We start from the raw sequence: 26,602 nt of genomic DNA, 5'->3' as shown, positions 1-26,602 counted from the left end.
GTCGGGGCGCCCTGCGTGGTCGGGGCGCCCTGCGTGGTCTGGCCGTTCATGGCAGGGGACGGTAGCCGAGCCCGCCCGGGCCCGGCCACCGCGTTTCTCCCGCCCGCCACCGGCTCACCGGGCGTCAGCGGTAGGCGGACTCCCCGGTGATGGCCTCGCCGAGCACGAGCGTGTGGATCTCGCTGGTGCCCTCGTAGGTGAGCACCGACTCCAGGTTGTTGGCGTGCCGCAGCACCGGGTACTCGGTGGTGATGCCGTTGGCGCCGAGGACGGTCCGCGCGCTGCGCGCGATCTCCAGCGCGGTGCGGACGTTGTTGAGCTTCCCGAAGCTGATGTGCGCCGGACGGGCGGCGCCCTCGTCCTTGAGCCGGCCGATCCGCAGCGCGACCAGGTACGACTTCTCCACCTCCAGCATCATCTCGACCAGCTTCTGCTGGGTCAGCTGGAAGCCGGCGATGGGGCGCTCGAACTGGATGCGGGTCTTCGCGTAGTCCAGGGCCGCGGTGTAGCAGTCGCGGGCGGCGCCGACGGTGCCCCAGAGGATGCCGTAGCGGGCCTCGTTGAGGGAGGACAGCGGGCCGCGCAGGCCGACGACCCCGGGCAGCACGGCGTCGGCCGGCAGCACGATGTCGTCGAAGGCCAGCTCGCTGGTGACGGAGGCGCGCAGGGACAGCTTGCCGTGCACGTCGGTGGCGGTCAGGCCGCGGGTGCCGCGCTCCACGAGGAAGCCGCGCACGCCCTCCTCGGTCTGCGCCCACACGACGGCGACGTCCGCGATGCTGCCGTTGGTGATCCACATCTTGCTGCCGGACAGCACCCAGTCACCGCCCTCGCCGCCCTTGCGCACCGCCCGGGTGCGCATGTTGGCCGGGTCGGAGCCGAAGTCCGGCTCGGTGAGGGCGAAGCAGCCGATCAGCTCGCCGGCCGCCATGCCGGGCAGCCAGCGCTGCTTCTGCTCCTCCGAGCCGAAGGCGTGGATCGCGCGCATGGCGAGCGATCCCTGCACGGAGACGAAGCTGCGCAGCCCGGAGTCGGCGGCCTCCAGCTCCATGCACGCGACGCCGTAGGCGACCGCGCTCGAACCCGTGCAGCCGTACCCGTCGAGGTGCATGCCGAGCACACCGAGCGCGCCGAGCTCGGGGGCCAGTTCGCGGGCCGGGAACACCCCGCGCTCGAACCAGTCGCCGATGTGCGGGCGGATCCGCTCGTCGGCGAACCTCCGGACGGTGTCGCGGATGAGCCGCTCCTCGTCGGTGAGGAGATCGCCGACGGCGAGCAGGTCGGCCGGGTCGATCCGGGTCGGCTTCGTCATCGAAGCTCCTTGGGGTCTCGGGGTCTCGGTAGTCTCGGCGGGATGACGGGATACCGGGGAGTATTCCGCACCCGGCGGGGCGGCGGGCGGGCGCGAGCGAGTGAGGAAAGCGACATGTCCGGTGGCGGGTACGTGGTCGGCGAGGTGACCGCGGAGGAGCTGCGCGGCGCGGCGGACGAGATGGCGGGACTGCTGGTGGAGACCGTCCACGGTGGCGCGTCGGTCGGGTTCCTGGCACCACTGGAGGCCGCTGAGGCCGCGCGGTGGTGGCGGGCGCTCGTGCCGGACGTGGCGGACGGGCGACTGGTGGTGTGGGCGGCGCGGGCGGAGGCCGACGGGCGGCTCGCCGGGACGGTGCAGCTACGGCCGGCGACGACCGCGAACGGGCGGCACCGGGGCGAGGTCGCGAAGCTGATGGTGCACCCGGCGGACCGCGGGCACCGGCTGGCCGGGCGGCTGCTGGCGGCGCTGGAGGAGCGGGCGGCGGAGCTGGGTCTGCGACTGCTGGTGCTCGACACCGAGACAGGCAGCCCGGCCGAGCGGATGTACGAAGCGGCGGGCTGGAACCGGGTCGGCGAGGTGCCGGACTACGCCACCGACCCGGCGGGCGCGCCGTGCTCGACAACGGTGTTCTTCAAGGCGGTGGGGGCGGGCGGGAGGTGACGGGTGGGGCGAACAGATAACAGATAACAGCGAACAGATTTCGAAATCTGTCATCTGTCATCTGTTCGCTGTTATCTGTTCGCCGTCACTCGTCACCGGGCGACGGTCAGCCCACCCCGCACAGCCGCAGCACCGCGGTCGTCGCCGCGCCCGCCACGACGACGGCCGGGAACGGCGCACGACGCAGGGCGAGGACACCCGCGACCAGGACGCCCGCCGGCCGGGCCCACCCCGCGAAGCCATGGCCCTGAGTGAGCGCACCCGTGGCGACCAGGGCAACCAGCAGGACGGACGCGGCCACGGCCAGCAAGTGCCGGAGTCGCTCGGACAGTTCGATCCGGTGCCCGAGCAGCGGCCCGGCAAGACGGTAGGCGTACGTACCGGCGGCCAGCAGCAGCACGGCATACAGCGGCATCAACGGACTTCCTCCTTAACGGCGTTGGACCGGTTCTCCACGGCGACCACACCCTCGACCCCTGCCGCCCGAGACTCCCCCACCACCGAGGACTTCCCCGCGAACAGCAGCCCGACGAGCGACAGCAGCACCGGCAGCCCGGCCGGCAGGTAGGGCGTCGCCGCCACCGCGACCACCGCTCCCGCCACCGCGGCCGCGCGCGTCCGACGGTCGTCGAGCGTGGGCAGCACGAGGGCGAGCAGCACCGCCGGGAAGGCGGCGTCGAGGCCGAGCGCGTCCGTGTCGCCGATCAGCCCGCCCGCGGCCGCGCCGAGCACGACGGAGACGTTCCACACCACGAACAGCGCGACCCCGCACAGCCAGAACGCGGCCCGCCGGCGCCGCCCGTCCGACTGCCGCAGGACGAACGCGGCACTCTCGTCCGTGATGAGCTGGGCACCGAACAGCCGTCGCCACCACGGGCCTTCGAGCACGTCGGCGACGGTGAAGCCGAACGGCAGCAGGCGGGCGTTGAGCACCAGCCCGGTGGCGACGGCCGCGAGCGCACCGCCGCCGGACAGCACCACACCCACGGCGGCGAACTGGGACCCGCCCGCGAAGACGAGAAGGGACATGACGACCGGCACCCAGAGCGGCAGGCCGCCGGAGACGCTGATCGCACCGAAGGAGGCGCCGACGAGGGCGTCGGCCAGGCAGACCAGAGCGATGTCACGGACGGTGGCAGACTCCAGTGTTCGAAAGAGCGAACGCATGTCCATTAGAATGAACCCAGGCCAGCCGTTCGTCAAGGCGAACCCTTGGACCGCCACACCGAACGCCAGGTCCTGGGAGCCGGGGAACCAGGAAGCTCGGGAGCCCAGGAGCCAGGGAGCCGGACATGGGAGCATGGCGCGGCCGACAAGGCAGACGGGACCGCAGGAGGCGCGAGGAAGCGTGAGTGGACAACATGAGTGACCCGACCCCCAACCCCGCCCCTTCCGCCGGATCCGGGACGGCCTCCGGCGCGGGCTCCCCCCTGGGCTCCGGCACGGAGCTGATCGGCCTGATCGCCGCATCGATCCGGCGCGAGCGCGAGCGCAGCGGCCTGTCGATGGCCGAGCTGGCCCGACGGGCGGGCATCGCCAAGTCCACGCTCTCGCAGCTGGAATCGGGGTCGGGCAACCCGAGCGTGGAGACCCTGTGGGCGCTCGGCGTGGCACTGAACGTCCCGTTCAGCCGGCTCGTCGACCCGCCGCGCCCGGCGGTGCGGGTGATCCGGGCGGGCGAGGGCCCCGTCACGCACTCGGAGCGGGCCGACTACGCGGCCACCGTGCTGTCGTCCTGCCCGCCGAACGCCCGGCGCGACATCTACCGCATCGAGGCGCAGCCGGGCGAGACCCGGGCCTCCGACCCGCACATGCCCGGCACGGTCGAGCACGTGATGCTGGGAGCGGGCCGGGCGCTGGCCGGGCCGACGGAGGCCCCGGTGGAGCTGGGCCCGGGCGACTACGTGAGCTACCCGGGCGATGCCCCGCATGTGTTCCGCGCGCTCGCCCCGGACACCCTGGCGGTGATCGTCATGGAACACATCTGACGCACCCGATGGATCGTCGATGGCCGACCGTTCGGAGTCGGCTACGTCAACAGGCCGTCCAGGAAGGGGTTTCCGAAGACCCGGTGGGGGTCGTGCCGGTTCAGGACGGCCACCGCCTCGTCCCAGCCCGGCCCGCCGCCGTCGCGCAGGCTCGCGGGGATGACCCGGCCGAGCAGGTCCGGGTCGGACCAGGCCGCGTCGGCGGTGTACGCCCAGCCCTTGGACCACTCCACGCGCAGGCCGGCCCGGGTGCCGTCGAAGGTGCGCAGCAGCCACTGTTCGAGGTCGCGGGCGAAGCGTTCGAGGCCCGGGGTGCCGGGGAAGGCCAGGACGTCGAGCCAGACGGCGGTGTCCCACTCGGGGCGGTCCGGGCGCGGGCGCAGCGCGGAGAGCAGGGGCGGCCGGGCGCCGGGGACGTCCGCGTAGGCGGGGTCATCCAGGCCGGTGACGCGGATCTCGACCGCGCCGTTCACCGGGAACTCGCCGCGCGCCTGGTAGTCGGCGAGCAGCTTCCGGTACTGGGCGGCGAATTCGCTGACGACCCACTGCAGGTCGGCGCGCTTGCAGAGGATCGCGTAGCCGTTGGCGGTGACCCGCAGGGTGGTGGGGCGCACGTACTGGAGGAGGGTGCGGGAGGGGCCCCACAGGTCCGAGCGCAGCCCGGCGGCGAGGAGGTGGGTGAGGAGGTCGCCGGTGAGCAGGTCGCGCAGCAGCCCGCCCGAGAGGAGGACGTCCGTGAGGTCGCCGGTGAGTCCCACTTTGGCGACGAGGTACTGGAGTTGGCCGAAGAGCGGGGCCGACGCCCAGGCACCGGAGACGATCTGGCCGGCGAGCCGGGCGACGGGTTCCGGGACGTTGTCCGAGAACGGGTAGTTGTAGGGCTGGTCGACGGCGCGGGCGGCGAGCGGTTTGGCCGGGGCGACGCTCCAGGTCTTGAGCCAGGGGTACTCGGTGTAGGCGAACCAGATGGCCTCGGCGCGCCCGTCGCGGTCGACGAAGTCGGCGAAGGTGCGCGGTGGGCCGCCGCCGAGCAGGCCGCCCAGGAGTCCGCCGCCGCCGGTGTCGCCGGGACGGGCGAAGAGTTCGCTCGCCGGGATGTCGAGGCGGCTGACACAGCGCAGCGGCCGGTCGGCGCCGGCCCGCAGGACGACCTCGGTGAGGAACGCCCGGCCGAGGTGGACCAGGAAGGCGGCGCTGTCGGCCTCGGAGCGGTCGAACGTGCGCAGGGCGTAGCGGCCGGTGGCCGGGTCGAGGACGACGGCGGTGAGCCGGGTGACCTGGTTGCTGACCGATCCGTAGCCGTGCCCGTCCTGGCGGGTCTCCCCGACTGCCGGGACGGCGGTGCCGTGGCCGCCGATGGCGAGGACGCCGCCGACGGTGAGCTCGCCGGGCGCCGGGCAGGCGGTGAGGCCGAGGCCCCGGCCGGCCAGGTGGGCGAGCAGGTCCTCCATGGTGGCGCCGGTCTGGACGCGCACGGTGGTCGGTGAGTCGGCCGTGATCGCGGTGAGGTGGCGGCTCGTGTCGACCAGGAGGACGCGGGCGCTGTCGGGGGTGCCGTTGGCGACGGTGAGCGGCGCCCAGGTGTGGCGGTAGCCGGTGGCGCGCAGGCGCCAGCCGTTGGCGTGCGCCCAGTCGGCGAGGGCGGGGACCTCCTCCGGGGTGCGGGGGGCGCACGTCCACAGCTGGTCGGTGCGGATCTCTCCGGACCAGTTCTGGAAGACCCGCTGGTACAGCTCGGTGCCGGCGGGCAGCCCGGGCGGGACGGGCGTGGCGGCATCGGCGCTGTCCGGGCCGACGGTGCCGCGCAGCAGCCAGGCCCCCGCGCCGAGCGCCGCGGACGCGCCGAGCATCTGCCGCCTGGTCAGGCCGCCGCCGTGCGCTCGTGCCCCGTCGGCGGAGCCCGGATCCGCCGCCCGCACCGCTTCGCCGTCCCGACCGCCGCCGGCTCCGCGCCACCGTCCTGTGGTCAACCGTCCCGCCCCCTGAGCTCGTCGCCCGGGTGTCCGTCGTCGGCCCCGGGTCCGGGCAGGAGCGTACGAAGTGGCGGACGGCCGTTTGAAGCGTTCCAGCCGATCATTCACCCGTACGAGTGATCATGGCTCATGCCGATGCGCGGCCGGGGCCGCCGGAGTGGCCCGGGGCCCGTCAGCGCGGCGAGGGCGGGCCCGGGGCCCGTCAGCGCGGCGCGGCGAGGGCGGCCTCCGCGTAGCGCTGCCACTGCCCGGCCGCCGATTCGGGAAGGCAGACCCAGTCCTTCATCGGCCGCCCGTCCGCCGGGTCGAAGAGGTGCGCCCCCTGCGTCGCGAGGGCCTCCGCGTGCTCGGCCGAGTCGCGGCCGAGGCGGCAGACCAGTTCGCCGCTGTGCAGTCCGGCGAAGGCCTTGCCGTTGACGTCCTTCAGGCAGGGCATGCCGAACATCTTGCTCCGGTGGGCGCCGCGCGGCGCCAGTTCGTCGGCGATGGCCTCGTAGCGGGCGGTGGCGCCCTGGTCGTTGGTCATGCGGCTCATAGTGGCGTGCCGGCGTGCGGCTGACCAGCCGTGCCGGAGCGCGACCCCGGTTCCGTCCTGCCTAGCCCTCTACCTGGATGGCCGCCCGCCGAAGCCTCTTGTCGGGCCATCGGACGACCGCATACGTTGATCTTTTCCGCCTCGCGCCCGGGAGCACCGCCATGCCCGCATCCCTGACCGTCGCCGTCGCCCAACCCGTCTGCGAGGAGCCCGGCCGGCCGGACACCGTCTCCGGCAACGCCGCCCGGCACGCCGCGGCCGTCCAGGAGGCCGGAGCGCGGCTCGTGGTGTTCCCCGAGCTGTCGCTGACCGGCTACGACCTCACCGCCCCGGCCCTCGACCCGGCGGACGCGCGGCTCGCACCGCTGATCGCCGCCTGCGCCGAGACCGGCGCCACCGCGCTGGCCGGGGCCCCGGCCGCGGACGCCGACGGGCGCGAATACATCGTGACCATGGCGGTCACCGGCGAGGGGGTCTCCGTCGTCTACCGGAAGATGCGGCTGCACGGCGAGGAGCTGAACCGTTTCACCGCCGGGGACGCACCCGTCGTCCTGGAGCTGGACGGGGTCAGGCTCGGCCTCGCGATCTGCGCGGACGCCGCCGATCCCACGCACGCCGAGGAGACGGCGGCCCTCGGCATCGACGCCTACGTCGCGTCCACCCTCTACGGCCCCTCACCCGAATCCGCAGCCCGCCGCGACGAGCACCTCGGGGCCAGGGCCGCCGCCCACGGCGTCTGGAGCGTCCTCTCCACCAGCGCCGGGGCCAGCGGCGACTTCCCGGCCACCTCGGGCGGCTCGGGCTTCTGGGCACCGGGCGGCGCACCGGTCGCCCAGGCCGGCACCGCGCCCGGCGGCCTGGTCCGCGCCGAACTGCCGTAACCCCCGGGGGTGAACGCGCGGGCCACCGGAAATACCCGGGGCCCGCGCGCGGCTGTCAAGATCGGAGACCGGGACGGGGACGCCGTTCGGGACCGTTCAGGAGGTGCAGCACGCGATGGGTGATCAGCAGGGCCACGGACAGCGGGCCGACCAGAACCACCGGGGCCACCAGGCCGGCCAGGTCCACGAGGCCGGGCAGGAGTACCGCGTCGAGCACGACTCGATGGGCGAGGTCCGCGTGCCCGCGGCCGCCAAGTGGCAGGCGCAGACGCAGCGAGCGGTGGAGAACTTCCCGGTGTCCGGGCAGCGCCTGGAGCGCGCGCACATCGCCGCGCTGGCCCGGATCAAGGCCGCGGCGGCACGGGTGAACGCCCGGCTCGGCGTGCTGGACGAGGAGACGGCGGCGGCCATCGCGGCGGCGGCCGAGGAGGTCGCGGAGGGCCGCTGGGACGGCGAGTTCCCGGTGGACGTCTTCCAGACCGGCTCGGGCACCTCGTCCAACATGAACGCGAACGAGGTCATCGCGACCCTCGCCGCCGAGCGGCTGGGCCGGCCGGTGCACCCGAACGACCACGTCAACGCCAGCCAGTCGTCCAACGACGTGTTCCCGTCCTCGATCCACATCGCCGCCACCGCCGCCGTCACGCACGACCTGATCCCCGCGCTGGAGCACCTGGCCGAGGCGCTGGAGCGCAAGGCCGCCGAGTTCGCGCAGGTGGTCAAGTCGGGCCGCACGCACCTGATGGACGCCACGCCCGTCACGCTGGGCCAGGAGTTCGGCGGCTACGCCGCCCAGGTGCGGCACGGTCGCGAGCGGCTGCTGGCCACGCTCCCCCGGGTCGCCGAACTCCCCCTCGGCGGCACGGCGGTGGGCACGGGCATCAACACCCCGCCCGGCTTCCCGGCTGCCGTGATCGAGGAGGTGGCCCGCGCCACCGACCTGCCGCTGACCGAGGCCCGCGACCACTTCGAGGCACAGGGCGCGCGCGACGCCCTGGTCGAGCTGAGCGGTCAGCTGCGCACCGTCGCGGTCGGGTTCACCAAGATCGCGAACGACCTGCGGTGGATGGGCTCGGGCCCGCGCACCGGCCTCGGCGAGATCAACCTGCCGGACCTCCAGCCCGGTTCGTCGATCATGCCGGGCAAGGTGAACCCGGTGCTGCCCGAGGTGGTGCTGATGGTCGCGGCACAGGTGGTCGGCAACGACGCGACGGTCACGCTGGCCGGCGCGAGCGGCAACTTCGAGCTGAACGTCATGCTCCCCGTCATCGCCCGCAACGTGCTGGAGTCGGTGCGGCTGCTCGCCAACAGCGCCCGGCTGCTGGCCGACCGCACGGTGGACGGCATCACCGCCAACGTCGAACGGGCCCGGGAGTACGCCGAGTCGTCGCCGTCGGTGGTCACCCCGCTGAACCGGTACATCGGGTACGAGGAGGCGGCGAAGGTCGCCAAGCAGGCCCTGGCGGAGCGCAAGACCATCCGTCAGGTGGTGCTGGAGCGCGGGTACGTGGAGGAGGGGAAGCTCACCAAGGAGCAGCTGGACGAGGCGCTGGACGTGCTGCGGATGACGCGTCCGTAGCGGGGGCCGTCACGGACGGGTGCGGCGACGGGCTCGGCGGCGCTTGCCCGTACGGCGGGCGTGCGGCCGGTGTACGTGCGGCCGGTGTGCGCCGGGGCGCGGAGGGCGGCGGGCCGCCGGTCCGTGCCCCGGACGCGGGCTGCGGGGAAGGTCAGCCCTTGGCGCGGCCGGCCCGGCCGAGTCGCATCGCTGCTCCGTTCGACGTGATCGTGGCCATCGAGATCGCCGCGAGGCCGAGCAGGAACATCACGGCGCCGACGATGACGCAGGTGACGATGTTCTTGCCGTGCGCGACCGATCCGGAGACGGCCCAGGGGGAGATGATCGTCCAGATGCCGAGCGCCGCGGCCGCCCAGGCCCGCGCGTGGGTGCGCTCGTAGGCCGACCCGTAGCCCGCCATCAGCAGGGTGTAGGCCAGACCCACGATCAGGCAGGTCACGGTGAGGGTGCTGAAGGCGGTGAAGCCGACGATCCAGGGCGATGCGGCCAGGAACAGGCCCGCCAGCACGGCCAGGGCCTCGATGCCCTGGGCGCGCGGGGTCGAGGTGACCCGCTCGTAGTGTTCGCGTAGTTCGACGATGTCCGGATGGTGCTCCATGCCCATCGGGGTGTGGGTTGACACCGATACCACCTCCTGTGGTTCGGATCGTGGAAGGCGCTTGCCCCGTACCCATTCTGGCGCTTCTCGAACGTTTTGCACCTAATAGTCCGAAAAGGTCGATAACCATCCGATCACGGCGGTGACCTGCGTCTCACCGCTCCGGCGCGCCATTGCCTATGCAACTCGTTGCATAGCAGGATGCGGGGCATGGCACTGGAGCACGCGATCCTCGTCTCACTGCTGGAGCAGCCCGGCTCCGGCTACGAGCTGGCCCGGCGCTTCGACCGCTCGATCGGCCGCTTCTGGACCGCCACCCACCAGCAGATCTACCGGGTGCTGCGGCGCATGGAGGCGGACGGCTGGATCGCCGCCGAGGAGATCGCCCAGGACGGCCGGCCGGACAAGAAGGTCTACTCGGCGGCCGGGCCCGGCCGGGCCGCGCTCGCGGACTGGCTGCGCGAACCGGTCGAGCCGGAGACCGTCCGGCACGAGCTCGCGGTGAAGATCCGCGCCGCCGCCTTCGACGACCCGGCCGCGCTGATCTCCGAGGTCGAGCGCCACCGCGACGGCCACGCCGCCCTGCTCACCCGCTACCTGCACGGCGAGCAGCGCGACTTCCCCGACCTCACCTCGCTCGACACCGCTCAGGAACTCCAGCACGTGGTGCTGCGCGGCGGCATCGAGTACGAGCGGATGACCCTCGCCTGGCTGGACGACGTGCTCACCACCCTGCACCGCCTCGTCGCCGACGGCACCGGCCCTGACGACGCGACAGGCAACGGGGAGCGGACGGCGGCGAACAGATGACGGCCGACAGATGACAGAAGACAGATAACAGAGTTTGAAATCTGTTATCTGTTATCTGTCCGTCGTCGGCCGTCGACCGCCCTCCCGCGCCGCCCCTGGCCCCACCCCACAGCCACCCCACAGCCACCCCACAGTCACTCCACACCCTCGACCCCCGGGAGCCCGTGATGCTCTTCAACCCGCGTACCTACGACCCCGCGCAGTTCGACGAGCCGACCCGCCGGCTGCTGCGCGCGACCGTCGACTGGTTCGAGTCGCGCGGCAAGAAGGCGCTCATCGACACCTACATCGACCGCACCTGGTACGGCGACTTCCTCGAATTCGCCGCCAAGGAGGGCCTGTTCGCGGAGTTCCTGACCCCCTCCGCCGCCGACCCGGACAAGCGCTGGGACACCTCCCGGATCGCCGAGCTGAACGAGATCCTCGGCTTCTACGGCCTCGGCTACTGGTACACCTGGCAGGTCACCATCCTCGGCCTCGGCCCGGTGTGGCAGAGCGAGAACGAGGCCGTCCGCGCCCGCGCCGCCCGCCTCCTGGCGGAGGGTCACGTCATGGCCTTCGGCCTCTCCGAGCGCACCCACGGCGCCGACATCTACTCCACCGACATGATCCTCACCCCGGACGGCGAGGGCGGCTTCACCGCGACGGGCCCGAAGTACTACATCGGCAACGGCAACGTCGCCGGCCTGGTCTCGGTGTTCGGCCGCCGCTCGGACGTCGAGGGCCCCGAGGGCTACGTCTTCTTCGCCGCCGACAGCCGCCACGAGGCGTACCACCTGGTCAAGAACGTCGTGAACAGCCAGATGTACGTCAGCGAGTTCCGGCTGGAGGACTACCCGGTGCGCGCCGAGGACGTGCTGCACACCGGCCAGGCCGCGTTCGACGCCGCGCTGAACACCGTCAACGTCGGCAAGTTCAACCTGTGCACGGCGTCGGTCGGCATCTGCGAGCACGCCATGTACGAGGCGGTCACGCACGCCCACAACCGCGTCCTGTACGGCCGCAAGGTCACCGACTTCCCGCACGTGCGCCGCGAGTTGACCGACGCGTACGCCCGCCTCGTGGCGATGAAGCTGTTCAGCGCGCGGGCCGTGGACTACTTCCGCACCGCCTCCCCCGAGGACCGCCGCTACCTGCTCTTCAACCCGATGACCAAGATGAAGGTCACCACCGAGGGCGAGAAGGTCATCGACCTCATGTGGGACGTCATCGCGGCCAAGGGCTTCGAGGCGGACACCTACTTCGACAAGGCCGCCAAGGACATCCGCGGCCTGCCGAAGCTGGAGGGCACCGTCCACGTCAACCTGGCGCTGATCCTCAAGTTCATGGCCAACTACCTGTTCGCCCCGGCCGATTACGCGCCCGTGCCGACCCGCAAGGACGCCGCCGACGACGTCTTCCTGTTCCACCAGGGCCCCGCCCGCGGCCTCGGCGCGATCCGCTTCCACGACTGGCGCACCGCCTACGACCGGCACGCACACCTGCCGAACGTCGCCCGCTTCCGCGAGCAGGCCGACGGCTTCTGCGAGCTGCTGCTCACGCACGCACCGAGCAAGGAGCAGCAGGCGGACCTCGACTTCCTGCTGGAGATCGGCCAGTTGTTCGCGCTGATCGTCTACGGCCAGCTGGTGCTGGAGCAGGCCGAGTTGACCGGCCTGGAGGCGGACGTGCTGGACCAGGTCTTCGACGCGCTGGTCCGCGACTTCTCCGCGCACGCGACCGAGCTGCAGGGCAAGGCCTCGGCCACGGAGGAGCAGGCCGCCTGGGCGCTCGCGCACGTGCGTCGGCCGGTGGCCGACGCCGAGCGGGCCGCGAAGGTGTGGGCGCGCGTCGAGGCGCTGTCGGGCGCGTACGAGATGCAGCCGTAGTCCTGCGGACGGCTACGCAGGGCCCGGGGGTGCCGGTCGGCGGACCGGCACCCCCGGGTGCCCTCGCGGGCCGGCGGGGTCAACTCCCGTCGGCCGAGAGCGTCCAGAGCGCGTGGGCGATGGCGTCGGTCATCCGCCCCAGCGCGGTGTCGTCGATGTTGGCGCTGGTGTCGCACGCGGCGTGGTAGCAGGCGTCGAACGCCTGGCCCGCGGTGCCGCCCCACTTGGCGGCCTGGTCGGCCGTCTTGATGTAGTCGGCGCCGCTGAACAGCCCTCCGACACGGATGCCCGCATCCTGGAAGGGCGCGTGGTCGGAGCGGCCGTCGCCCTCGAAGTCCTGCTCGGTGGCGATGCCGCGGGCGGCGAACCAGTCGTGGAACAGGGCGTCCAGCGCCGGGTCCTGGCGGTAGGTGAAGTAGCCGGGGTTCGGCGAGCCGATCATGTCGAAGTTCAGGTACGTGTCGATCGACGAACGGTCGGCGGGGGAAAGGCCGTTGGCGTAGCTCCGGGAGCCGACCATGCCGTTCTCCTCGGCTCCCCACCATGCGAACCGGAGGTGCTTGGCGGGCTTGAGCCCGGCCCGCGAGACGGCCAGGGCGGTCTCCAGGATGCCCGCCGTGCCGGAGCCGTCGTCGTTGACGCCGGGGCCGGCCTGGACCGAGTCGAGGTGGGCTCCGGCCATCACGACGTGCGCGGAGTCGCCGGACGGCCAGTCGGCGATCAGGTTGGCACCGCCCGCGCCCCCGTCGTCGAACTGCTGGACGGCGGTGGTGAATCCGGCCGCGTCCAGCTGCGCCTTCACGTAGTCGAGCGAGGCCTGGTAACCGGAGGTGCCGTGGGCGCGGTTCCCGCCGTTGGCGTCGGCTATGGACTGCAGTTGCGCGAGGTGGGCCTTGACGTTGGCCACGGGTATGGCGGGGGCGCCCTGAAGTTCCTTGAGACCAGCTGGTTTTACCCAGACGGCCGGGGCAGCGGGGGCGGCTGCGGTGGCCGGGGCGGCAGGGGCATAGAGGGCGGCGGCAACCAGGCCGGCCAGTGCGGTAGGCAGAACGGCGCCGCGAAGGGCTGCACGGCGGAGGACTGTACGACGAGGGACAGCACGTCGAAGGACAGCACGGACGCCGTGCGGGGTGGGCTCGGTCACGGGAGGCTCCAGGTTCCGGTGGGGCAGAACGGGAAGGCGTAACCTCGCGGACGCGCACCGGGGTTGGGGACTCCGGGCGGAACACCTGATGTGGGGTCGGGACGAGTCACGATCGCAAGGTTGACGCGTTCATGAGGATCCGGCCGGGCCCCGGGGTCGTCAAGGGGTGGCGCAGCGGTCGGCCGTCGGCCAAGGCCTGGACCGGCCGGGACGGTCAGCCGTCGCCGAGGCCCATGTCGCGGGCGCGGGCCACCGCCTCGGCGCGCGTGCCGACGTGCAGCTTCTCGAAGATGTGGGTCACGTGGTTGCGCACCGTCTTCTCCGCCACGACCAGCTCACGCGCGATCCGCCGGTTGTCCAGTCCCCGCGCGACCAGGTCCAGCACCTCGGCCTCGCGGGCGGTCAGTTCGGGGAACAGCTGTCCCGCCTCGCGCATCCGCGCACCCGCCAGCAACTCGGCGATCCGCCCCGCGACCTCGCCCCCGAAGACCGCGCCGCCCGCCGCGACCGTCCGCACCGCGTGCAGCACCTCCTCCCGGCCGGCCCCCTTGATCAGGTAGCCGCGGGCCCCCGCCTGGAGGGCGGCGAGAAGGTTCCCGTCGTCGTCCGACATGGTCAGCATCAGCACGGGCGGGGCCTGCTCGCGCCCCGCCAGTGTCCGGAGGGCTTCCAGACCGGAGCCGTCGGGCAGCGAGAGGTCCATGATCACGACGTCCGGCGCGGACCGCTCGACGGCCCCCGGCACCTCGGCGATCCGCTCGGCCTGCGCCACGACGGAGATGCCCTCGGCGCTCTCCAGTGCCGCCTTGAGGCCCTCGCGGAACAGCGGGTGGTCGTCGACGACCAGGACACGGACGGGCCTGACTCCCTGCGGCTCGCCAGACCCCGACTCCGCGGGCTTCGGCTCTGCAAGTTTCGGCTCCGCGGGCATCGGGTCCTCGGGCAGCGGGTCCTCGGGTTTCGGCTCATCACGCCTCGGCTCATCACGCCTCGGCTCATCACGCCTCGGGCCCTCGGGTCGCAGCGTGCCGGGCTGCGACAGGTCCGGCTCCGGCGCGTTGGGCTGCGGTTCGTCCACCCGGTGTTCGTTCACCCGGCCGACGCTACCAGCGACGATCACGTGACTTTCCGTGACATGCTCCGGGGTCATCCGGGCGGCTGACCGGCCGGGCCGGAGCAACGGGACACCGGCGGTGACCCGCTGCGGGCCGCGGACGAGACCCCTGCCCCATGCGCCCGGGACACCGGGCCGCCGAGACTGGAACGCGGCCCACGGAACGGCGGCCACCCCTCGCCGTCCCGGGCCGGAGCCCCGAGTACCCGAAGCCCACGTCCACCTTCGAGCCTCCGAGGCGGTGCCATGACCACGGCGTCCTCCCCCCGGCCCCGGACGGCGGCACGGCAGCAGCTCACGGCGGCGGCGGTCGTCACGGCGGTCTGCCTGGTCGTCGCCACCGCCTGGATCTGCTACGTACTCGTCCACCTGGGGGACCCGAGCGTCGTCACGCCCAGGAACGAGCTCGGCATCCTCATCTACGCCCTGCCGACCGCCGGTGCCGGGATGCTGCTCCACGCCCACCGCCCCGGCAACCCGCTCGGCTGGGTCATGCTGGTCTACGCGGTCACGCTCGTCCTGCCCAACGCCGCCGCGGCGCCGGTCACCGTCCAGGTCGCCGACCCCGGCGTCGTGGGCGCCGCGGCGGTGTTCCAGGTCCTCTGCGACACGGTCAACTCCACGCTCTTCTACGTTCTTCCGCTCTGGCTGCCCACCGGCCGCCTGACCACGCGCCGCTGGTGGTGGTACATCGCCGCGGTCGCGCTCTGGGTGCTGCCGGGCTCGCTGTCGTTCCTCGCCAGGCCCGAGGTGTTCGACCGCCCCGACCCGCTCGCGGACAGTCCGCCCGCCCGGTTCTTCGGAGCGCTCGGGGAGCACGTGTACGGGTACTCGGACGCCGTCAACTACCTGCTCGTCGGCATCGCCGCCGTCGTCCTGCTGGCGCGGATCCTCCGGCCGGCCGCCCCGGCGGCGGGGCAGCGGCAACCCGTCGCGCGGCACCGCGCGAACGTCGCGGCGATGCTCGCCGCCTACCTGTTCTGGGCCGGCATGCAGGACTTCTACCGGCGGATGTACCGGGAGGCGTTCTGGCTCAGCTACGCGCTCTTCGCGGCGGCCGGGCTCGCCTGGGCGGTCGCCGTCGGGTACCTGGTCGTCCGGGACCGCGGCTGGCGGCTCGACCGCGCCGCGCGCAGCGTCCTCAGCGGGCTGCTGCTGGCCACCGGGATCACCGCACTGTTCGTGGCGCTCGCGGCCGTCCTGTCCGGCCGGCTGGCGCCCGGGCACAGTGGGCCGGCGCTGGTGCTGATCGCCCTCGTGTTCACGCTCGGTGCCGGACTGCCGCGGGCCACCCGGTGGGCCGTCTCGCTCGTGGACCGGCTGTACTACGGCGAGCGGGCGCAGCCGTACCAGGTGCTGCGGCGCCTGGCGGGGCGGGTGCGGCAGGTCGTCGACCCTGCGGAGTTGCCCGCCGCGCTGTGTGCGACGGTCGCGGAGGAACTGCGACTGCCCGGGGTCGCGCTCACCGTCAGTACGCGGGCCGGGCGGCGCCCGCTCGCCTCGGTGGGGCGGTTGGACGGGCGGCGGGAGCAGGGCTTCGCGCTGGTCCACCACGGCGAGCAGATCGGCGAGTTGACGGTCGGGCTGCGGGACGGCGAGGAGCGGCTGGACCCGAGCGACATCGACATCCTGCGCTCGCTGGCCGACCAGGCCTCGCCCGCAGTCGCGTCGCTGCGGCTGCAGGAGGACCTGCAGGCGAGCCGGGAGCAACTCGTCGCGGCGCGGGAGGAGGAGCGGCGCCGGCTGCGCCGGGACATCCACGACGGGCTCGGTCCGGCGCTCGCGGGGCTTCGGCTGCGGGTGGACAACGCGGCGTCGGCTCCCGCGGCGTCGGCTCCTGCGGGATCAGGAGGTGCAGGGATTCCGGCGGCGTCCGTCCTGGACGGCGGCCTCGGCGGGACGCTGCGGGGGATCTCCGCCGACCTCGGGATGGCGATCAAGGAGGTGCGGCGGATCACCGAACGCCTCGGGCCCGCGCCGCTGGGCGAGTTCGGGCTCACGCGGGCCGTGCGGCAGCTGGCCGGGACGTTCAGCGGTGCGGGGCTGAGGGTGACGGCCGACGTGTCGCCGGACCCGCTGCCCGACCTGCCCGCGGCGGTCGAGGTCGCGGTGTACCGGATCGCCGCCGAGGCCCTCAACAACGTGCTGCGGCATGCCCGGGCGCGCCACGCCAGGGTGACGGTCCGGGTGGACGCAGAGGCCGTCACCCTGGCCGTGAGGGACGACGGGGTGGGGCTGGTCGGGGACACGGCCCGGGAGGCCGGCCGGGCCGGAGGGGACAGAGGGGACGGAGAGGCCGGCGGGGTCGGGCTGCGGTCGATGGCGGACCGGGCCGCCGAGGTCGGGGGCAGGTGCACCGTCGGGCCCCTGCCGGAGCATGCGGGGACGGAGGTGCGGGCGACGCTGCCGCGGTCGCCCTCCCGAGAGCACGGCACGGACGGCTCGGGTTCCGCGCCCGGGGTGTGAGACGTCGGGGTGTGAGACGTCGAGGCGTGAGCCGTCGGGGTGTGCGCCGTCGCGGCCGGTCGGCAGGCCACCCGCCACCCCACGGCACGGCCCTCGGCGCGGGGGGCGCCGAGGGCCATCAGGGGGATCGGGGACAGGGCCGACTGTCAGGTGTGGCCGGGCCTGCACTTCTGGCCGAGCTGGCAGCCCTGCGGCGACTCCCCGATGCCCGGCGCCGAGCCGGTGCCGGACGCCGACGCCGACGATGAGCACGCGCTCTTCAGCGCGACCGCTGCCGCGATCGCGCCGACGGCGGCGCCGGCCACACAGAGCGCCTTCGTGGTGGTGTTCGTTGCCATGAGTGGTACTCCCGCTTCTTCCGAACGGCCGAGTCGATCGATCGGTCACCCCCCACTGTGCGCACGAGTGAGCCCCGGCCGCATGGGACCGCCGTCCCGTTCCGGTCCCAGAGGGGTGGTCCCGGCCCGGGGCGGCGGAAGGACGGCGATGGCTCAGTGCGACCGGCAGGGGCGCGGCCGGTCGCTGTCGGCGAGGTGGTCGGTGGGCGGGTCCGGGCATCCGACACGGCCCAGAAGCGCCGTGACCGGCCCTTGCGGACCGGCCCGGAGGCCGTGCCGCTCCCCCGCCCGGACGTATGCCAAGTCACCGGGGAAGAGGGAGACTTCGCCGTACTCGCCGAGAAGCACGCCGGTGCCCGACATGACGACGATGAACGCATCGGACGCCGGGTAGCGGAGGAGCTCGTGGCCTTCACCTGCGGCGAGGGTCATCGATGTGACAGCAACCCTCCGCCAGGCCATCCGTTCCGAAGAACTCCTGGGCTGGGAAGGGATGTTGACCGACTCTTCGGCCCCCACCGGCTGGACGGTGAGGATGGCGGTCGGTGCACCCCGGAGGGCGGTGAGGCGGCAGACGCTGTCGGGCGCGTGGTGGAGCGCCTCGCCCGGACCGAGGATCCGGCCTGCCGCGGCGAGGCGGCCCGCGAGCACCACGGTCACCGATTCGGCGCCTGCCGGCGGGCGTTGCTCGATGTGGGCACCGGGCGGCAGCGTCTCGATGGTCAGGCCGGCGAGTACGGGCGAGCGGCGGCTCGCGTCGATCGGACGTTGGAGGGCGGGCGCGGTGCGGGGCACGGCGGCGGGGACGACAATCACGCGGATGACCTCCGAGGGTCATGTGCAGGTGAACGGCACTGGGGTCAAGGGCGGTTGTGGCACACGTGGCGCCGTTCGGCACGGCGGCGGGCGAGACTCTCTCGCGTCCCCGCGGTGCGGCGGGGAACGGCGAGGGTGAGGCAGAGCAGCTCCGCGCCGAGCGGGCCGGCTTCGAGATGGAGCGTGCGACCGCTCACGGCCAGGAGGAGGTCGCCGTCTGATGCCAAGTGGCCTGGCTCGTCGGCCTGTTGGCCGATGGTGGCGGTGCCGCGCAGGACGTGGAGCACGGTCTCGGCGTCGGCGCGTCCCGACAGGACGTGGTGGGCGCCGGGGCTCAGGCGCAGGTGGTCGAAGGACTCGCAGGCGCTCGTGAGCATGTCGCGACGGGCGAGGCAGCGGACGCGGACGCGTTCGCCGTTCGGGCCGAGGATGACGGCGGCGGAGGCCGTCGCACTGGAGACGATCACCGGGGTTCGCCTTCTTTCGGGGCTTGGGCGGGATGCGGGACGGCGAGGACCGCGTGGAAGTACTCCATCCCGGCGGTGCCGGCGGTGAGGACGGTCCGCGCGCCGATCGGGAGGGTGAGCGCGGTGCCCTCGACGAGCGGGATGCCCGCGTCGGGGGCGCCGGCCTCCCCGGGTTCACCGGCCAGGCCGGACCCGGCGGTGACGTAGAGCATGTGCTCGACGGTGTCGGCGCCCACCTCCGCGCTGCGGCCCGGGTCGAGCCACTGCAGGCCGACACCGCGGAGGGGGCCGGCGAGCAGGCGGCCGGGGTCGACGGCGCCGTGTCGGCGCAGGTCGGTGAGGACGGTGCCCGGCATCTCGGGGCTCCTTCGGGTCGCGGCGGGCCCCGGCGGCCCGCCTTCGACATCACGGTCCGCCGCCCGCCGTCCCGGCCGCACGGGGGCTGGGTCCCGTGCGGTTCCCGGCTCGCGCCCGGGCCGTGCCCGTCCCCCGCCCGGGCGGCGAGCGGGACTCGGCCAGGACGGGGGCGGGACAGGTGGGACGGGTGGGACGACGGATAGCCGACAGCCGACGGCTGGCGACGAACAGATAACAGCTGACAGATAACAGATTTCGAAATCTGTTATCTGTCAGCTGTTCGCCCACCCCCGCCCCGCCCACCCGACGTACCGTGGAACTCGGAGGCTGCGCGATGCACGTCACCGGTACCCACTTCACCGACCGCACCGACGCGGGCCGCCGGCTGGCCGCCCGCCTGGGGCACCTGAGCGGGTCGGACGCGGTCGTGGTCGCCCTGCCGCGCGGCGGGGTGCCCGTGGCCGCGGAGGTCGCCGCGGCGCTCGGCGCGCCCCTGGACATCTGTGTGATCCGCAAGCTCGGCGTGCCCTACCAGCCCGAGCTCGGCATGGGCGCCATCGGCGAGGACGGCGTCCGGGTCCTGAACGACGAGGTGATGCGCCTCGGCGGGATCGCCCCCGACCAACTGGCCGACGTGGAGCGGCGCGAGCGCGCCGAGCTGGAGCGCCGCGCCCGCCGCTACCGGGGCGACCGCCCGCCCGCCGACCTGCGCGGCCGGACCGTCATCGTCGTCGACGACGGCATCGCCACCGGCTCCACCGCCCGGGCCGCCTGCCGGATCGTGCGCGCCCGCGGCGCGGCCCGCGTGGTCCTGGCCGTCCCCGTCGCCCCCCGGGACTGGACGGACCGCCTGGCCGACGTCGCCGACGAACTGGTCTGCGTCGCCACGCCGTCCCCGTTCTTCGCGATCGGCGAGTTCTACGGCGACTTCTCCCAGACCGGCGACGACGAGGTCCTGAGCCTGCTGGCCGAGGCCCGCGGCGAGCGCCCGCCCGCGCCCGTCGCCCTCGACCGCGAGGTGGAGCTCTCCGCCGCCGGCGTCCGCCTGCCCGGCCACCTGACCGTCCCCGCCGACGCCCGCGGCATCGTCGTCTTCGCACACGGCAGCGGCAGCAGCCGCCACAGCCCCCGCAACCGGCACGTCGCCCGCCACCTCAACCGGTCCGGCCTGGCCACGCTGCTGTTCGACCTGCTCACCGAGGCCGAGGAGCCGGACCGGAGCAAGGTGTTCGACGTCGGCCTGCTCGGCTCCCGCCTGACCGCCGTCGCCGAGCGGCTGACCGCCCTGGAAGCGACCCGGGCCCTGCCGCTCGGCCTGTTCGGCGCGAGCACGGGCGCCGCCGCCGCGCTGCACACCGCCGCCGACCTCGGACCCGGGGTCGGCGCCGTGGTGTCACGCGGCGGCCGCCCCGATCTGGCCGGGCCGGACGCCCTGGGCCGGGTCACCGCCCCGACCCTGCTCGTCGTCGGCGGCCTCGACGGCACGGTGATCGACCTCAACCGGCGGGCGCGGGCCCGGCTGCGCTGCGAGAGTGAACTCGCGGTGGTCCCCCGAGCGGGCCACCTGTTCGAGGAGCCGGGCGCGTTGGACCAGGTCGCCGAGCTGGCCGGGGACTGGTTCCGGCACCACCTCGGAGCACCGGGCGACCCCTTCGAACCGGTTACGCAGAGTTCGTGAATCGACCCCGATCAGCAGCGCATATTGCGCAGCCGAACGCGGGATTTCCTGATCAGCTTGTACACATTGAACAGTGAAAAACCGACCTGTTGCCCAACCACCCGGACAGGAGCAAGCTCTCCGCTCAGCCGCACCGCCCACCCCCATCAGCGGCGCGGCCGCCTCAAGCGGACGCCTCAGAGCCGAGGCCCAAAGTGGAGGAAGACCGATGACCCCGCAGTCCCACGCCCTTGAGCTGACCCCCGAGGAGCGCGAGGCCGGTCTCGACGCCGACCAGCTGCGCCGCCTCGTCGGCCTCGTCGAGCACGACCCGGCCACCGACCCGTTCCCCGTGACCGCCCAGGACGCGGTCGTGTTCGTGGTCGGCAACGCCACCCAGACGGCGCAGTTCTACCAGGCCGTGTTCGGCATGGAGCTGGTCGCCTACTCCGGCCCGGAGACCGGTCGCCGCGACCGCAAGGCCTTCGTGCTCCGCTCCGGCTCGTGCCGCTTCGTGATCAAGGGCGGCGTCCAGCCGGACAGCCCGCTGCTGGACCACCACCGCCGCCACGGCGACGGCGTCGTCGACCTGGCGCTGGAGGTGCCGGACGTCGACAAGTGCATCGAGCACGCCCGCGCGACCGGCGCCACCGTGCTGGAGGAGCCGAACGACGTCTCGGACGAGAACGGCACCGTGCGCCGCGCCGCGATCGCGACCTACGGCGAGACCCGGCACACCCTGATCGACCGCTCCCGCTACCACGGCCCGTACCTGCCGGGCTACGTCGTCGCGGAGAGCAGGGTCAAGCACCCGGAGGGCTCGCCGAAGCGGCTGTTCCAGGCGCTGGACCACGCGGTCGGCAACGTCGAGCTCGGCAAGATGGACGAGTGGGTCTCGTTCTACAACCGGGTCATGGGCTTCGTGAACATGGCCGAGTTCGTCGGCGACGACATCGCCACCGACTACTCCGCGCTGATGTCGAAGGTCGTCGCGAGCGGCAACCACCGGGTGAAGTTCCCGCTGAACGAGCCGGCGATCGCCAAGAAGAAGTCGCAGATCGACGAGTACCTGGAGTTCTACACCGGTCCGGGCTGCCAGCACATGGCGCTCGCCACCAACGACATCCTCACCACGGTCGACATCCTGCGGGCGCGCGGCGTCGAGTTCCTCAACACCCCGGACGCGTACTACGACGACCCGGAGCTGCGCGCCCGGATCGGCAAGGTACGCGTGCCGATCGAGGAGCTGAAGAAGCGCGGCATCCTGGTCGACCGCGACGAGGACGGCTACCTGCTGCAGATCTTCACCAAGCCGATCGGCGACCGCCCCACCGTGTTCTACGAGTTCATCGAGCGCCACGGTTCGCTCGGCTTCGGCAAGGGCAACTTCAAGGCGCTGTTCGAGTCCATCGAGCGCGAGCAGGAGGCCCGCGGCAACCTGTGAGGGTCGCGGAACTCTGAACACGGTCGACGTACCGTGAACGCGGTCGACGTACCGTGAGCACGAGCGGCTGAGCACGGTCGAGGAGGAGCAGGGAGATGGCGTACTACCGGCAGCTGGGCAGCATCCCGCCCAAGCGGCACACGCAGCACCGCACACCCGAAGGCGGGCTGTACTACGAGGAGTTGATGGGCGAGGAGGGGTTCTCCTCCGATTCCTCGCTGCTGTACCACCGCGGCATCCCGTCCGCCGTGGTGAACGCGGTGCCGTGGGAGCTGCCGGACCAGTCCACGGTGCCCAACCATCCCCTGCTCCCCCGCCACCTGAAGCTCCACGAGCTGTTCGCCGGCCAGGAGTGGAAGGCCGCGGACGTGGTGGGCGGCCGCCGGCTGGTCCTCGGCAACGGCGACGTGCGGATCTCCTACGTCGCGGCCGGGGCGCCGAGCGAGCTGTACCGCAACGGGCTCGGCGACGAGTGCGTGTACGTGGAGTCCGGCTCCGGCACGGTGGAGACGGTCTTCGGCGCGCTGGAGGTCGGCCCGGGCGACTACGTGATCATCCCGCGGGCGACCACGCACCGCTGGGTGCCCTCCGGGGACGAGCCGCTGCGGGCGTACTGCATCGAGGCGAACAGCCACATCACGCCGGTGAAGCGCTACCTCTCCAAGTACGGGCAGCTGCTGGAGCACGCGCCGTACTGCGAGCGGGACTTCCGCGGGCCCGTCGGGCCGCTCGTCGTCGACACCCCCGGGGACGTCGACGTGCTGGTCAAGCACCGTGGACCGAACGGGATTTCGGGCACCCGCTACACCGTGCCGCACCACCCCTTCGACGTGGTGGGCTGGGACGGCTGCCTGTACCCGTACGTCTTCAACATCCGGGACTTCGAGCCGATCACCGGGCGGATCCACCAGCCGCCGCCGGCCCACCAGGTGTTCGAGGGCAACAACTTCGTGATCTGCAACTTCGTTCCGCGCAAGGTGGATTACCACCCGCTGTCGATCCCGGTGCCGTACTACCACGCGAACGTGGACAGCGACGAGGTCATGTTCTACTGCGGCGGCGACTACGCGGCCCGCAAGGGCTCGGGCATCGGCCAGGGTTCGATCTCGCTGCACCCGGGCGGGCACACCCACGGCCCGCAGCCGGGCGCGTACGAGCGCAGCATCGGCGCGGAGTTCTTCGACGAGCTCGCGGTCATGGTGGACACGTTCCGCCCGCTGGAGCTGGGCGAGGGCGGCCGGGCCAGCGAGGACGCGAACTACGCGTGGACGTGGTCGGGCCGGGGGCCCGGGCGATGAGCGCCGGCGGCTCCGCGATCCCGGACCTGTTCCGCGGACTCTTCGACGACGCGGCGGTGTTCCCGCCGGGGAACCTGCCGGTCGCCGAGGCGGTGCCCGCGCACCGCGCCCACCGCACGGCCTGGTACGCCGACGCGGTCGGCCCGTTCCTGTGCGGGGCGGGCCGGCTGGGCGAGCTGGCCGCGGCGGTGGAGGGCACCGGGCCGCTGAGGATCGGGCTGGTGCTGCCGGGGGGCAGTGCCGAGCTCGGGCCGGCGCTCGCCGCCGCCGGGCCGTTCGAGGTCGCGGGCGTCGAGCTCGCGACCCGGGACGTGCACGAGGCGGTGGCCGAGCTGGACCGGCTGCTGCCGCCGGACGTGCCCGCCGCCGTCGAACTGCCGCGCGAACTCCTGCACGGGGACGGGCTGGACGAGACGCTGGACGCCCTGGTGGACAGCGCCTACCGGGCGAAGTTCCGCACCGGCGGGGTCGTCGCGCAGGCCTTCCCGGGCGAGGACGAGCTGGCCGCGTTCCTCACCGGCTGCGCGCGGCGAGGCCTGCCGTACAAGTGCACGGCGGGGCTGCACAACGCCGTCCGGCACACCGATCCGGTGACCGGCTTCGAGCACCACGGCTTCCTCAACGTGCTGCTGGCCGCGCAGGAGACGGACCGCGCCGCAGCCGCCGAGGTGCTGGCGGAACGCGACGGCCACGTGCTGGCCAAGGCCGTCCGCGCCCTGAGCGCGCACCAGGTTACGGTGATCCGCAACTCGTTCACCGCGTTCGGCACCTGCAGCATCGCCGAACCCCTGGACGACCTGGCCGCGCTCGGCCTGCTGTCGCCCAGCCCACTCGCCCAGGAGGACCGTTGAGCACCCCCCGCAGCTGGCTCGCCAGCGCCCAGGACTCGCCGTTCGGCGTGCACAACCTGCCGTACGGCGTCTTCACCGCCGCCGACCAGCCCGGGCGGCGCCGGATCGGCGTGCGCGTCGGGGACTTCGTGCTCGACGCCGGGGCCGCCGCCCGCGCCGCCGGGTCGCCGTCGGTGCTGCTGGCCGCGGACTCGCTCAACCCCCTGATGGCCGCCGGGCGTTCGGCCTGGACGCAGGTGCGGGCCGACCTCACGCTGTGGCTGACGGACGAGTCCTACCGCGAGGTGCTGACCCCGGCGCTGCTGCCGGCGGGCGAGGTCGAGCTGCACCTGCCGTTCGAGGTCGCGGACTACGTCGACTTCTACGCGAGCGAGCACCACGCCACCAACCTGGGCCGGATCTTCCGCCCGGGCTCGGAGCCGCTCACCCCCAACTGGAAGCACCTGCCGATCGGTTACCACGGGCGGGCGGGGACGGTCGTCGTGTCCGGCACCCCGGTCGTGCGCCCGCACGGGCAGCGCAAGGCGCCGGCCGACGCGGTGCCGTCCTTCGGGCCGACCCGCCGGCTCGACATCGAGGCCGAGGTCGGCTTCGTCGTCGGCGCGCCGTCCACGCTCGGGCGGCCGGTCGCCCTGGACGACTTCCGCGACCACGTGTTCGGCGTGTGCCTGGTCAACGACTGGTCCGCGCGCGACATCCAGGCCTGGGAGTACGTGCCGCTCGGCCCGTTCCTCGGCAAGTCCTTCACGACCTCGGTCTCGCCATGGATCGTCCCGCTGGACGCCCTCCAGCACGCCCGCGTCAGCCCGCCGCAGCGCGACGTCGAGCCGCTGCCGTACCTGGACGACCGCGGCGGCGAGCCGTGGGGCCTGGATCTGGCGATGGAGGTCCGCCTGAACGGGCACCTCGTCTCCCGGCCGCCGTTCGCGTCGATGTACTGGACGGCGCAGCAGCAGCTCACCCACATGACGGTCAACGGCGCGTCGCTGCGCACCGGCGACCTGTTCGCGTCGGGGACGGTCAGCGGGCCGGAGCCGGACACCCGGGGTGCGCTGATCGAGCTGACCTGGAACGGCGAGGAGCCGCTGAAGCTGGCGGACGGCACGACGCGGACGTTCCTGGAGGACGGCGACGAGGTGACGATCACCGCGACGGCTCCGGGCCCGGACGGGACGGTCATCGGCTTCGGCGAGGTGACGGGGCGGGTCGAGCCGTAGCCGGGTCGTAGTCGGGTCGTAGTCGAGTCGTACGACCGGCGCGTGACGGCGAACAGATGACAGATGACAGCTGACAGATTTCGTTTTCTGTCAGCTGTCATCTGTTGCCCGTTCGGCCTAGTACGGTGGGCGACAGGGACGGGGATCTTCGACACCGACGAACGGGAGCGGGCCCGATGAGCGGCGAGGTGCAGGACTTCCAGGACGGCTGGGCCGGGCGGATCGTGCTGAACCGGCCGAGGGCGCTCAACTCCCTCACCCGCGGCATGATCACCGCCGTCCGGGAGGCGGTGGACGCCTGGACCGCGGACGACACCGTGCGCACCATCGTCCTGACCGGAGCCGGCGAACGCGGCCTCTGCGCCGGCGCCGACATCCGGGCCATGCACGACGACGCCAAGGCGGGCGGCGCCGGCGCCCGGGCGTTCTTCCGCGACGAGTACCGGCTCAACGCCCTCATCGCCCGCTGCCCCAAGCCGTACGTCGCGGTCATGGACGGCATCACGATGGGCGGCGGCGTCGGCCTCTCCGCCCACGGCTCGGTGCGCATCGTCACCGAGCGCTCCGTCATCGCCATGCCCGAGACCCGGATCGGCCTCGTGCCGGACGTCGGCGGAAGTCGCCTGCTGGCCCACGCCCCGGGCGAGTTGGGCACCCATCTCGGCCTCACCTCCGCGTCGATGGGCCCCGGGGACGCCCTCCTGTGCGGCTTCGCGGACCACTTCGTCCCGTCCGCGAAGATCCCGGCCCTGCTCTCCGCCCTCGCGGACGCCCCGGACGCGGACGCCGTGACCGCCGTGGTCGTCGCCGCCGCCGAACCGGCGCCGCCCTCCGCCCTCGCGGCCCAGCGCGAGTGGATCGACGCCTGCTACGCCGCCGACACGGCCGAGGAGATCGTCGAACGCCTCCTCGACTCCGGGGTGCCCGAGGCGAAGGAGGCCGCCGAACTGGTCCTCGCCAACTCGCCGACCGCCGTCAAGACCACCCTCGCCGCACTGCGCCGGGCCCGGCCGCTGCCGTCGCTGGAGGCGGTGCTCGACCAGGAGTACCGCATCTCCTGTGCGGCGCTGGACAGTCACGACCTGGTCGAGGGCATCCGCGCCCAGGTGATCGACAAGGACCGCAACCCGCGCTGGTCCCCCGCCACGCTCGCCGAGGTGACGGAGGCCGACGTGGCCCGCCACTTCGCCCCGCGCGAGGGCGACGAGCTCGGCCTGGCCTGACCC

General features: G+C 73.2%; 25 protein-coding genes. 13 read left to right on the top strand and 12 right to left on the bottom strand.

From position 1 onward, the window contains the following. Positions 1–124: 124 nt before the first annotated feature. A complete protein-coding gene (locus tag ACFVSN_RS10060) occupies positions 125–1,312 on the bottom strand; it encodes an acyl-CoA dehydrogenase family protein (protein ID WP_380499960.1) in 1,188 nt (395 codons plus the stop codon). 114 nt (positions 1,313–1,426) lie between these two features. On the opposite strand from ACFVSN_RS10060, the gene ACFVSN_RS10055 reads away from it, so the two are divergent. Continuing rightward, positions 1,427–1,975, top strand: a complete 549-nt coding sequence (locus tag ACFVSN_RS10055) for a GNAT family N-acetyltransferase (protein ID WP_380445582.1) — start codon at positions 1,427–1,429, stop codon at positions 1,973–1,975. A gap of 106 nt (positions 1,976–2,081) precedes the next feature. On the opposite strand, the gene ACFVSN_RS10050 is transcribed toward ACFVSN_RS10055, so the two are convergent. Beyond that, on the bottom strand, positions 2,082–2,390 hold the full coding sequence (locus ACFVSN_RS10050; protein WP_359957373.1) for an AzlD domain-containing protein: 309 nt from the start codon (positions 2,388–2,390) through the stop codon (positions 2,082–2,084). Continuing rightward, positions 2,390–3,142 (bottom strand): AzlC family ABC transporter permease, encoded by a 753-nt coding sequence (locus ACFVSN_RS10045; RefSeq protein WP_387954412.1) that lies wholly within the window; start codon positions 3,140–3,142, stop codon positions 2,390–2,392. The genes ACFVSN_RS10050 and ACFVSN_RS10045 overlap by 1 nt, the downstream gene beginning before the upstream one ends. A gap of 194 nt (positions 3,143–3,336) precedes the next feature. Between ACFVSN_RS10045 and ACFVSN_RS10040 the strand changes: the two genes are divergently transcribed. Further along, a complete protein-coding gene (locus tag ACFVSN_RS10040; RefSeq protein WP_380445610.1) occupies positions 3,337–3,963 on the top strand; it encodes a helix-turn-helix domain-containing protein in 627 nt (208 codons plus the stop codon). A gap of 41 nt (positions 3,964–4,004) precedes the next feature. Here ACFVSN_RS10040 and ACFVSN_RS10035 read toward each other — a convergent pair whose 3' ends face one another. Beyond that, positions 4,005–5,813 (bottom strand): cholesterol oxidase substrate-binding domain-containing protein, encoded by a 1,809-nt coding sequence (locus ACFVSN_RS10035; RefSeq protein ID WP_387954691.1) that lies wholly within the window; start codon positions 5,811–5,813, stop codon positions 4,005–4,007. Between the two features lie 325 nt (positions 5,814–6,138). Next, positions 6,139–6,462: a hypothetical protein gene (locus ACFVSN_RS10030; RefSeq protein WP_387954411.1), complete on the bottom strand. Its 324-nt coding sequence runs from the start codon at positions 6,460–6,462 to the stop codon at positions 6,139–6,141. Between the two features lie 170 nt (positions 6,463–6,632). Here ACFVSN_RS10030 and ACFVSN_RS10025 point away from each other — a divergent pair, with 170 nt between their 5' ends. Continuing rightward, positions 6,633–7,352, top strand: a complete 720-nt coding sequence (locus ACFVSN_RS10025; protein WP_380445577.1) for a carbon-nitrogen hydrolase family protein — start codon at positions 6,633–6,635, stop codon at positions 7,350–7,352. Between the two features lie 115 nt (positions 7,353–7,467). Next, positions 7,468–8,931 (top strand): class II fumarate hydratase, encoded by a 1,464-nt coding sequence (locus tag ACFVSN_RS10020; protein WP_380445576.1) that lies wholly within the window; start codon positions 7,468–7,470, stop codon positions 8,929–8,931. 151 nt (positions 8,932–9,082) lie between these two features. Here ACFVSN_RS10020 and ACFVSN_RS10015 read toward each other — a convergent pair whose 3' ends face one another. Next, complete coding sequence (locus ACFVSN_RS10015; RefSeq protein WP_329930749.1) at positions 9,083–9,553, bottom strand: SPW repeat protein; 471 nt, start codon at positions 9,551–9,553, stop codon at positions 9,083–9,085. Positions 9,554–9,739: 186 nt separating this feature from the next. On the opposite strand from ACFVSN_RS10015, the gene ACFVSN_RS10010 reads away from it, so the two are divergent. Together ACFVSN_RS10010 and ACFVSN_RS10005 are read left to right on the top strand one after the other, a co-directional pair. Next, positions 9,740–10,339 carry a PadR family transcriptional regulator gene (locus tag ACFVSN_RS10010; RefSeq protein WP_380445575.1) on the top strand — a complete coding sequence of 200 codons (600 nt, stop codon included), beginning with the start codon at positions 9,740–9,742 and terminating at the stop codon, positions 10,337–10,339. A 167-nt stretch (positions 10,340–10,506) separates the two neighbouring features. Further along, complete coding sequence (locus tag ACFVSN_RS10005; RefSeq protein ID WP_387954409.1) at positions 10,507–12,207, top strand: acyl-CoA dehydrogenase family protein; 1,701 nt, start codon at positions 10,507–10,509, stop codon at positions 12,205–12,207. A 79-nt stretch (positions 12,208–12,286) separates the two neighbouring features. On the opposite strand, the gene ACFVSN_RS10000 is transcribed toward ACFVSN_RS10005, so the two are convergent. Further along, positions 12,287–13,114, bottom strand: coding sequence for a M28 family metallopeptidase (locus ACFVSN_RS10000; RefSeq protein WP_387954408.1), 828 nt, complete (start codon positions 13,112–13,114; stop codon positions 12,287–12,289). Positions 13,115–13,565: 451 nt separating this feature from the next. Continuing rightward, the gene (locus ACFVSN_RS09995) at positions 13,566–14,444 is read right to left on the bottom strand and encodes a response regulator (RefSeq protein WP_387954407.1); all 879 of its coding nucleotides are present in this window, start codon (positions 14,442–14,444) and stop codon (positions 13,566–13,568) included. 267 nt (positions 14,445–14,711) lie between these two features. Between ACFVSN_RS09995 and ACFVSN_RS09990 the strand changes: the two genes are divergently transcribed. Continuing rightward, the gene (locus tag ACFVSN_RS09990) at positions 14,712–16,931 is read left to right on the top strand and encodes a sensor histidine kinase (RefSeq protein ID WP_387954405.1); all 2,220 of its coding nucleotides are present in this window, start codon (positions 14,712–14,714) and stop codon (positions 16,929–16,931) included. A gap of 146 nt (positions 16,932–17,077) precedes the next feature. Here ACFVSN_RS09990 and ACFVSN_RS09985 read toward each other — a convergent pair whose 3' ends face one another. From ACFVSN_RS09985 to ACFVSN_RS09970, 4 genes are all read right to left on the bottom strand, one after another. Continuing rightward, positions 17,078–17,269, bottom strand: a complete 192-nt coding sequence (locus ACFVSN_RS09985; RefSeq protein WP_387954403.1) for a hypothetical protein — start codon at positions 17,267–17,269, stop codon at positions 17,078–17,080. 153 nt (positions 17,270–17,422) lie between these two features. Continuing rightward, the gene (locus ACFVSN_RS09980; RefSeq protein WP_387954401.1) at positions 17,423–18,085 is read right to left on the bottom strand and encodes a cupin domain-containing protein; all 663 of its coding nucleotides are present in this window, start codon (positions 18,083–18,085) and stop codon (positions 17,423–17,425) included. A 44-nt stretch (positions 18,086–18,129) separates the two neighbouring features. Then, on the bottom strand, positions 18,130–18,552 hold the full coding sequence (locus ACFVSN_RS09975) for a hypothetical protein (protein WP_387954400.1): 423 nt from the start codon (positions 18,550–18,552) through the stop codon (positions 18,130–18,132). Then, a complete protein-coding gene (locus ACFVSN_RS09970; RefSeq protein WP_380499971.1) occupies positions 18,549–18,908 on the bottom strand; it encodes a hypothetical protein in 360 nt (119 codons plus the stop codon). The genes ACFVSN_RS09975 and ACFVSN_RS09970 overlap by 4 nt, the downstream gene beginning before the upstream one ends. Before the next feature lie 335 nt (positions 18,909–19,243). Between ACFVSN_RS09970 and ACFVSN_RS09965 the strand changes: the two genes are divergently transcribed. From ACFVSN_RS09965 to ACFVSN_RS09940, 6 genes are all read left to right on the top strand, one after another. After that, the gene (locus ACFVSN_RS09965; RefSeq protein WP_387954398.1) at positions 19,244–20,587 is read left to right on the top strand and encodes a phosphoribosyltransferase family protein; all 1,344 of its coding nucleotides are present in this window, start codon (positions 19,244–19,246) and stop codon (positions 20,585–20,587) included. 208 nt (positions 20,588–20,795) lie between these two features. Further along, the gene (gene hppD, locus ACFVSN_RS09960) at positions 20,796–22,010 is read left to right on the top strand and encodes a 4-hydroxyphenylpyruvate dioxygenase (protein ID WP_380445566.1); all 1,215 of its coding nucleotides are present in this window, start codon (positions 20,796–20,798) and stop codon (positions 22,008–22,010) included. Between the two features lie 95 nt (positions 22,011–22,105). After that, a complete protein-coding gene (locus ACFVSN_RS09955) occupies positions 22,106–23,308 on the top strand; it encodes a homogentisate 1,2-dioxygenase (RefSeq protein WP_380445565.1) in 1,203 nt (400 codons plus the stop codon). Further along, positions 23,275–24,159 carry a hypothetical protein gene (locus tag ACFVSN_RS09950; RefSeq protein ID WP_380445564.1) on the top strand — a complete coding sequence of 295 codons (885 nt, stop codon included), beginning with the start codon at positions 23,275–23,277 and terminating at the stop codon, positions 24,157–24,159. The genes ACFVSN_RS09955 and ACFVSN_RS09950 overlap by 34 nt, the downstream gene beginning before the upstream one ends. Continuing rightward, positions 24,156–25,376 (top strand): fumarylacetoacetase, encoded by a 1,221-nt coding sequence (gene fahA / locus ACFVSN_RS09945; protein WP_387954397.1) that lies wholly within the window; start codon positions 24,156–24,158, stop codon positions 25,374–25,376. Before ACFVSN_RS09950 ends, fahA begins: the two co-directional genes overlap by 4 nt. Positions 25,377–25,552: 176 nt before the next feature. Further along, positions 25,553–26,599 carry an enoyl-CoA hydratase/isomerase family protein gene (locus ACFVSN_RS09940; protein ID WP_387954396.1) on the top strand — a complete coding sequence of 349 codons (1,047 nt, stop codon included), beginning with the start codon at positions 25,553–25,555 and terminating at the stop codon, positions 26,597–26,599. The last annotated feature ends 3 nt before the right edge of the window (positions 26,600–26,602 follow it).

Origin of the sequence: Kitasatospora sp. NPDC057904 (assembly GCF_042887925.1) — a bacterium.
Lineage (GTDB): Bacteria > Actinomycetota > Actinomycetes > Streptomycetales > Streptomycetaceae > Kitasatospora.
This window is presented reverse-complemented; position numbering and strand designations above follow the sequence as displayed.